This window comes from Actinoplanes sp. NPDC051411, from assembly GCF_040682075.1.
GTDB lineage: Bacteria > Actinomycetota > Actinomycetes > Mycobacteriales > Micromonosporaceae > Actinoplanes.
In genome coordinates, this window is record NZ_JBFBAD010000239.1 from 1 (window position 1) to 7,837 (window position 7,837).

At 70.9% G+C, this 7,837-nt stretch carries 3 protein-coding genes; 1 reads left to right on the top strand and 2 read right to left on the bottom strand.

The features are described from left to right. Positions 1 to 134: 134 nt before the first annotated feature. Positions 135 to 1,289: a type III PLP-dependent enzyme gene (locus AB0M88_RS52260; RefSeq protein WP_364115796.1), complete on the bottom strand. Its 1,155-nt coding sequence runs from the start codon at positions 1,287 to 1,289 to the stop codon at positions 135 to 137. A 128-nt stretch (positions 1,290 to 1,417) separates the two neighbouring features. Continuing rightward, on the bottom strand, positions 1,418 to 4,219 hold the full coding sequence (locus tag AB0M88_RS52265) for a bifunctional diguanylate cyclase/phosphodiesterase (RefSeq protein ID WP_364115799.1): 2,802 nt from the start codon (positions 4,217 to 4,219) through the stop codon (positions 1,418 to 1,420). A 185-nt stretch (positions 4,220 to 4,404) separates the two neighbouring features. Here AB0M88_RS52265 and AB0M88_RS52270 point away from each other — a divergent pair, with 185 nt between their 5' ends. Continuing rightward, a complete protein-coding gene (locus AB0M88_RS52270) occupies positions 4,405 to 7,704 on the top strand; it encodes a GH92 family glycosyl hydrolase (RefSeq protein ID WP_364115802.1) in 3,300 nt (1,099 codons plus the stop codon). The last annotated feature ends 133 nt before the right edge of the window (positions 7,705 to 7,837 follow it).

Sequence of the window (7,837 nt, forward strand, 5' to 3'; positions counted from 1 at the left end):
CCTTCTGCCGGAGGGCCCCGGGCCGGGCGTGGCCGAACGGGTCGTTGCCGCGGTTGAGCTGACGGCCGCCCCCCGGGCCGGCGGGGCCCCCCGGGCCGGGCCCCGGGCCGCCGCGCCCCCCCCCCCCGACCTGGTCAACGGGGGGCACGCGTGCCGGTGCCCACGAAAACAGGCGTCGGCGGTGGGAAGCCGTTGAAGTCGGAGGCGTACGCGAGCGTGTAGGCCCCGGTCGAGCCGAGATAGACGACGTCGCCGACCTGGATGGTGGCCGGCAACTCGACGCCGTAGGCGATCGTGTCGGTGCTGTCGCACGTCGGCCCGGTCACCGTGAAACGCAGGGTGTCGTCGTCCGGGCGGGTCGTCCACATCGGAAAGTCCCAGCCGCCCGGCGTCTGGAGCACCTCCATGAGGCCGTTGTAGACGCCCACCTCCACGTAGAGCCAGTTCTCGCCCTCGCGGGTCTCGCGCCCGATCACGGTCGCGGCCATCACCGACGACTCGGCCACCAGATGACGGCCGGGCTCGGCGACGAGCAGCCTCGGGGCGTACGGGAGCAGGCTCGCGACCGCCGAGGTCACGACCGTCCCGATCTCGCCGATCGTCGGCACGTCGGAGGTGTAGCGGGCCGGGAACCCGCCGCCCAGGTCGAGCATCTCCAGTTCGATGCCGTCGGCCAACAGCATGTTCATCAGCTCGCCGGCGTCGCCGATCGCGTCGTGCCACGCCTTCGCGTTGGTGCACTGCGAGCCGACGTGGAAGGTCACGCCGTACGGCCGCAGCCCCAGCCGCTTGGCCAGCAGCATCAGGTCGTACGCGTCCTCGACGTCGGTGCCGAACTTGCGCGACAGCGGGAACACGCTGTTGGTGTCGTCGACCCGCAGGCGTACGTAGACCGCGGCGCCGGGCGCGTGCTCGGCGATCTTGGCGAGCTCGTTCGGGGAGTCGAAGCTGAACCGCCACAGGCCGGCCACGGCCGCCTCGGCGATGTGGGACGGCGGCTTGACCGGGTTGCTGTAGAGCACCTCGGCCGGGTCGACCCCGATCGCCTGGAGCATGCGCAGCTCACCCAGCGACGCGATCTCGAAGCCGGCCCCGCGGGCGGCCAGCGTCCGCAGGATCTCCGGCGACGGGTTGCACTTCATCGCGAAGCGGGTGCCGACTCCGGGCATCGCCGCCTCGAACGCGGCGTGCCGCTGCGCGACCAGGTCGAGGTCGGTCACCAGGTAGGGCGTCGGCATATCGATCACACCGAGGGTGGTTGGCCAGATCTCGGGCGCGACAACGGTCATCGAATAACTCCTGATCGGGGGTGGTGGTCAGGGGGCGAGCTCTTCGTCGGGCGTCGGGCTCCGGCCGTCGGGCCTCGGGTTTCGGGCTTCGGGCTTCGGCTTCGGGCTTCGGGCTTCGGGTTTCGGCTTCAGGCGGAGAGTTCGGCGCCCTCGCGGAGCAGGCGGCCGGCCTCGTCGGCCGGGACCGGGCGGGAGAAGTAGTAGCCCTGGGCGAAGTGGCAGCCCATCTCGCGCAGCGCGGCGAGCTGGCCGAACTCCTCGATGCCCTCGGCCACGGTGTCCATGCCCAGGCTCTTGCCGAGCTGGACGATGGTGTCGGCCAGCGCGGTGTCGTCGGTCAGCGCGCCCAGCCGCTCGACGAACGAGCGGTCGATCTTGAGCGTGTCGACCGGGAACCGCCGCAGGTAGGCCAGCGACGAGTAGCCGGTGCCGAAGTCGTCGATGGCCAGCGTCACGCCGAGCGCCTTGAGCCGCACCAGCTGCTCCAGGTTGTCGTCGGTGTCGGTCATCAGCACGCTCTCGGTCATCTCCAGGCAGAGTTGCTGGGCCGGCATGCCGGTCTCGGCCAGGATCTGGGCCACCACCTCGACCAGGTCGGCCCGGTCGAACTGGCGCACCGACACGTTGACCGCCATCTTGATCGGGCGGCCGGCCTCGCCCTGGCTCCACTCGACGGCCTGCCGGCACGCCTCCTCGAGCACCCAGCGGCCCAGCGGAACGATCAGGCCGGTCGCCTCGGCGATCGGGATGAACTCGATCGGCGTGATCATGCCGCGCTCCGGGTGGTACCAGCGCACCAGCGCCTCGAAGCCGATCACCTCGCTCGTGGCCAGGTCGACCGTCGGCTGGTAGTGCAGCCGCAGCTGCCCGCGCTCGAGGGCCACCCGCAGGTCGGACTCCAGCTCGAGCCGCGCGACCAGGCCGGCCAGCATCTGCGGGTCGTAGCTGGCGAAGCTGCCGCCGCCGGCCGACTTCGCCTTGTACATCGCCAGGTCGGCGTTGCGCATCAGCTGCTCGGCGCCGTCCGCCTTGGCGTCGTCGGCCAGCTCGAGGATCTCCCCGATGCCGCTGTTCCCGATGTCCTTGAACGAGGCCAGCCCGATGCTGGCCTGCACGTGGATGTTGCGGGTCTCGCTGGCGAACGGCTCCTCGAGCACATCGACGATGCGCTGGGCCACCGACTCGGCCTCCTCGACGCCGATCGGCGACTCGATGAGCACCGCGAACTCGTCGCCGCCGAACCGGGCGACCACGTCGCCCTCGCGTACCGAGGCGCGCAGCCGGTCCGCGACCTGCACCAGCAGCTGGTCGCCGGCCAGGTGGCCGAGGCTGTCGTTGACCTCCTTGAACCCGTCCAGGTCGAGGAAGAGCACGGTCACGTCCTCGTCGTCGCCGCGGCGCCGGAGGGCCTCGGCGACCCGCTCCCGGAACAGGGCCCGGTTGGCCAGCTGGGTCAGCGCGTCGTGGTACGCCTCGTGCACCAGTTGGTCCTGGAGCTCCTTGCGCTCGCTGATGTCGCGGGTGTTGAGCACCAGGCCGGCCACGCTCGGGTCGCCGAGCAGGTTGGTGATCGTCATCTCGGCCTGCCGGCGGCGGCCGTCACGATGCTGGACGGTGATCTCGAGGACGGTCGTCGCGTACGGCCGGCCCGCCACCTGGCGCAGCGCCTGGGCCAGCCGCAGACCCGACTCGGGGTCGAGCAGCTTGGTCAGCCGCTTGCCGGCCAGCGCCTGGGCCGGGAAGCCGAAGACCCGCTGCACCGACTCGCTCTGGTAGAGCACGTCGGCCTCCGGGCTGACCACGGTGACGACGTCCGAGCTGTGCTGCACGAGGGCGTGGAAGCGCTGCTCGGAGGCGAACAGCTCGGCCGTACGGTCGGCGACCCGGGTCTCCAGGTTGCGGGTCAGGTTGCGGTTCTCCCGCAGGGTGATGAGCTGGCGTCCGATGATCAGCAGGATCAGGGCCGACCGGGTGTACGCCACGAACATCGTGCTGTGGCCGGTGCGGGCGTACCAGAAGACGGTGGTGACCAGCGAGCCGAGCACCGCGACGTACGGGAGCAGGATGCCGACCGGCTGCATGCCGTCGAAGCCCTGGTCGTCCTCGTCGAGCGTGCTCGCGACCGGCTTGCGGGCGGCCAGCAGCACCAGGCAGAAGCCGAGGAACCAGCCGATGTCGGTGGCGCCGCCGGAGGCGTACTTGCCGACCAGGTTGAGATAGGCGTACCCGATGTCGGAGGCGGCGAAGGCGCCGATGCCGGCGCCGACCAGGGCCAGGCTGGCGAAGGTCGAGCCGTGCCGGCGCTGGAGGGCCAACATGTAGAGCACCATCGTCAGCATCACCACGTCGCCCAGCGGGTAGGCGAGGCTGGCGTAGAGGGCGAGCGTGTTGCTCTGGCCCGCGGCGATCAGCGGCTGGATCACGAAGATCCAGGCCATCAGCACGAACGAGCAGCCGACCATCAGGCCGTCGAGCACGCTGCGGACCCGGTTGGCCAGGGCCTGGGCGACACTGGGAAGGGTCAGCAGGCCGGTCGTGGTAAAGACGATCATGCCGAGGTAGCCGATGTCGGCCTCGGACGGCAGCGGCACCTCGCGGCCCAGGAAGGTCTGCAGATAGACCGAGTACGCCTGGCCGAGGCCCCAGCTCAGCACGCCGAGCCCGAGGAACGCCCAGCCCCAGCGCATCCGCCCGGTGAACCACCGGGCGCGCAGCAGGCAGGCGCCGGCCGCGGCGAGTGCGGACAGGCCGAGCCCGAAGTTGGAGACCGTCTGGCCCACGTGGCCGCCGCCCATACCGGAGCTGAGCACGGTCGCGAAGCCGAGGACGATCAGGCCGACGACCACGCACAGGCGGGTCCAGCCGCGGCGGTCGCCGGCCGGCCGCTCGAGGTCGGTGGCCTCGGGCGGCGATTCGGTCAGGGCTGCCATCAGACGGTTCTCCGGTCCGGTGGTGACCGCCCCGGGATGGGCGGTCAACCCGGGAGATCGGGTCGGCGAGCCGGCCCTTGAGGCTTCGGCCGAAGGTGTACGGGTGCAAATCGGGTGCAGGTCCATTGACTTTCGCCGATGCGCGGTGACAACGTTGTCGGCGATCGTCTACCTGGAGGTCCGCCATGCGTCGCCTCGCCGTCGCCGTCCTGGCCGCAGCCGCCACCGTTTCGGTCCCGTCGTCCGCCTCGGCGGCTCCCGCCCCATCACCCGTCGATCTGGTCCGGCCCTTCGTCGGCACCGAGAACTTCGGCAACACCTTCCCGGGCGCGAGCGCACCGTTCGGGATGGTCCAGGTGAGCCCGGACACGGGCGGTCAGGGCGGGTACGACTACAAACAGTCGTCGCTGTACGGCTTCAGCCAGACCCACCTCTCCGGGGTCGGGTGCGGGGTGGCCGGCGAGCTGCCGGTCATGCCGACGACCGGTCCGGTGACCGGCGTCGACCCGTCCGCCTACAAGTCGGACTTCTCGCACTCCGACGAGGAGGCGTCACCCGGCTACTACCGGGTCGGGCTGTCGACCTACGGCATTCAGGCCGAGCTGACGGCGACCGCGCGCACCGGATGGCAGCGCTACACGTTCCCGGCCACCGGGCAGGCGAACGTGCTGTTCAACACCGGCCGGGCCAACCAGAGCGTCTTCGACTCGGAGATCCACGTGGTCGGCGACCGCACCCTCGAGGGCCGGGTGCACGCGGGCGGATTCTGCGCCGGCAAGGACGACCACACCGTCTACTTCTCGGCGTCCTTCGACCGGCCGTTCGCGGCCTACGGCACCTGGCGGGGAAACACGCTCGGTTCCGGGCGGGATGCGGCGGGCACGGGCGGTAACGGGGCCTACGTCACGTTCGACGCCACGAGCGACCACGACGTGGTGCTCAAGGTCGGGCTGTCCTACACCGGAGTCGCCGGGGCGCGGGCCAATCTCGCCGCCGAAACCGGCTCCGGCTACGACTTCGACCAGGTGCACTCCGCGCTGCGGGCCTCCTGGGCCTCCGCTCTAGCGAAGATCAAAATCTCCGGGGGTACGGCCGAGCGCCAAGCCGTGTTCTACACCGCGCTCTACCACTCCCTCCTGCACCCCAACCTGGCCGGCGACGTGGACGGGGCGTACGCCGGGTTCGACAAGGCGGTGCACCAGGCCTCCGGATACACGCCTTATCAGAACTTCTCGCTGTGGGACACGTACCGGCCGCAGAACCAGCTGCTCGAAATGCTGCAGCCGGCGGTCGCGCGGGACGTGGCGCTGTCGGTCGTCGCGATCGGGCGGGACGGCGGATGGCTGCCACGGTGGGCGCTGGCCAACAGCGAAACCAATATCATGACCGGCGACCCGGTGACGCCGTTCCTGGTCGAGGCGTGGTCCAAAGGGCTGCTGGCCGGACACGCCGACGAGGCCTACCAGCTGCTGCGGAAGAACGCGCTGGCCCAGCCGCCCGCGACCACCCCCTACAACGGCCGGACCGGGGTCACCTACTACTCGGATCGCGGCTACATCCCGTCCGGGCTGGCGCTGGGCACCGACTGCGTCGCCAAAGGCGGGGACAACGACTGCCAGCATCCGGCCTCGGCGACCCTCGAATACTCAGCCGCCGACGCGGCGCTCGCGCAGATGGCGGCCGGGCTGGGACACTCGGCGGATGCCCGGCTCTTCGCGGGACGCGGGCAGTGGTGGCGCAACCTGTGGGACTCCTCGACCGGGCAGTTCCGGCCGCGAACCGTCGCCGGAACGTGGCTGACACCCTACGACCCGGTGGCGGCCGACGAGCAGTTCCACGAGGGCGGCGCCTATCAGTACCAGTGGCTGGTGCCGCAGGATCCGGCGGGACTCGTCGCCCAGATGGGAGGCCGTCGCGCGACCCAGGATCGGCTGGACAGCTTCTTCGCGTACCCGAAGCTTTTGAAAGACCCGGGCGGCACCGCCCGGACCGACTGGATCGCCAGCCCCTACGACTACTACGCGAAGCCGACCTACAACCCGAACAACGAGCCCGACCTGCTCGCGCCGTACATGTACCACTGGGCCGGCGCCCCGGCGAAGACCGCGACCGTGGTGCGGGCCGCGATGACCCTGTTCACCACCGGCCCCGACGGCATGACCGGCAACGACGACCTCGGCACGATGAGCGCCTGGTACGTCTTCTCCTCCCTCGGCCTCTACCCGACGATGAGCGGCGCCAACTTCCTGGCCGTGTCGACGCCGCAGTTCCCGTCGGCGGTCGTCGACGTGGCCGGACATCCGTTGACGATCACCGCGCCGGGAGTCTCCGACAGCGCCCGCTACCTGCAGCGAGCCCGGGTGAACGGCCGGAACCTGACGAACAACTGGCTGCCCTGGTCGGCCATCGCCCGCGGCGGCTCGATCGCCCAGACCGTGGGCTCCACGCCGTCGTCGTGGGGCACGACGCCGTCGGCCGAGCCACCGTCGATCAACCACGCGCCGCTCGACAACCGCACCCACCTGGACGCGGCCATCACCCCGTCCGGCGCCGCACTGCCCGCGGCCGCTGTCAGCGTCTCTGAACAGACCGGTCTAGCCACACGTCGAGCGGCCGATTCGCCGAGCCGCACCCCGGCCGCCACGATCGGAGTGGCCGCCGGTTCGCAGGCCAAGTTCACCGTCGACCTGGTCGGCCAGGCCCCCGGCATCCTCGTCCCGCGCGTCTCGGCAACCGCCCCGGACGGCTGGCGGGTGTCGGTGACGCAGCCAGGCGTACTCGTCTCGCACCACCTGCCGGTCTCCGGCCACGCGCCCATCACCGTGACCGCACCACCCGACGTACCGGTCGGCACCTACCCGCTCACCGTGACCGTCCGCGGGGTCAAGCCGCTGACCGCCTCCCTGATCGTCCGCACCCCGCTGACCTGCGTCGCGGCCTCAGGCACTCCGTGCGCCGTCGACCTGAGCGCGGAACGCACCCTCGACGGCACCGCGACCGTCGCCGACCCGTCATCCGGCAACTTCGACGGCGGCGGCTGGAGCTACGACGCCGCCCTGTTCCCGCCCGCCGGCCCGGTCACCTGGAACGGCGTCACCTACGACGCCCCCGACCCGACCGGCACCGCGGCCAACTTCGTCCCCGCCGAAGGCCAGCCCCTGCTCCTGCCGGCCGCCCCGCACAGCTCCGTACAGCTGGTCGCGACCAGCCACAACGGGCCGGTCAGCGGCGTCCTCACCCTCGGCTACACCGACGGGTCGGTCCAGTCGGTGCCGCTGACGATCGCCGACTGGTGTGGCGGGGCGACCGCCGGCACGACGACGGTCCTGGCCATGGACCATCGCATCAAGGCCGGCCAGGGCGTCGACGGCCCACCGACCAGCCTCTTCGGAGCGACCATCCCCCTTGCGGCGGGCAAGCAGCTGCGCTCGATCTCGCTGCCGGACGACTCGCGGATGCTTCTCTACGCCCTGACTCTGATGTGACCCTGGGCCTGCCATCCTCGCGGCCGGTGCTGGTGATGGGTCTTTCGCGGGGTGCTTTCTTGCGGTCGGACGCGATTTGGGGCGAGGGTGACCAAGGTCGAGGTAAAGCATCTAGTTCGATCTTGGTCACCCT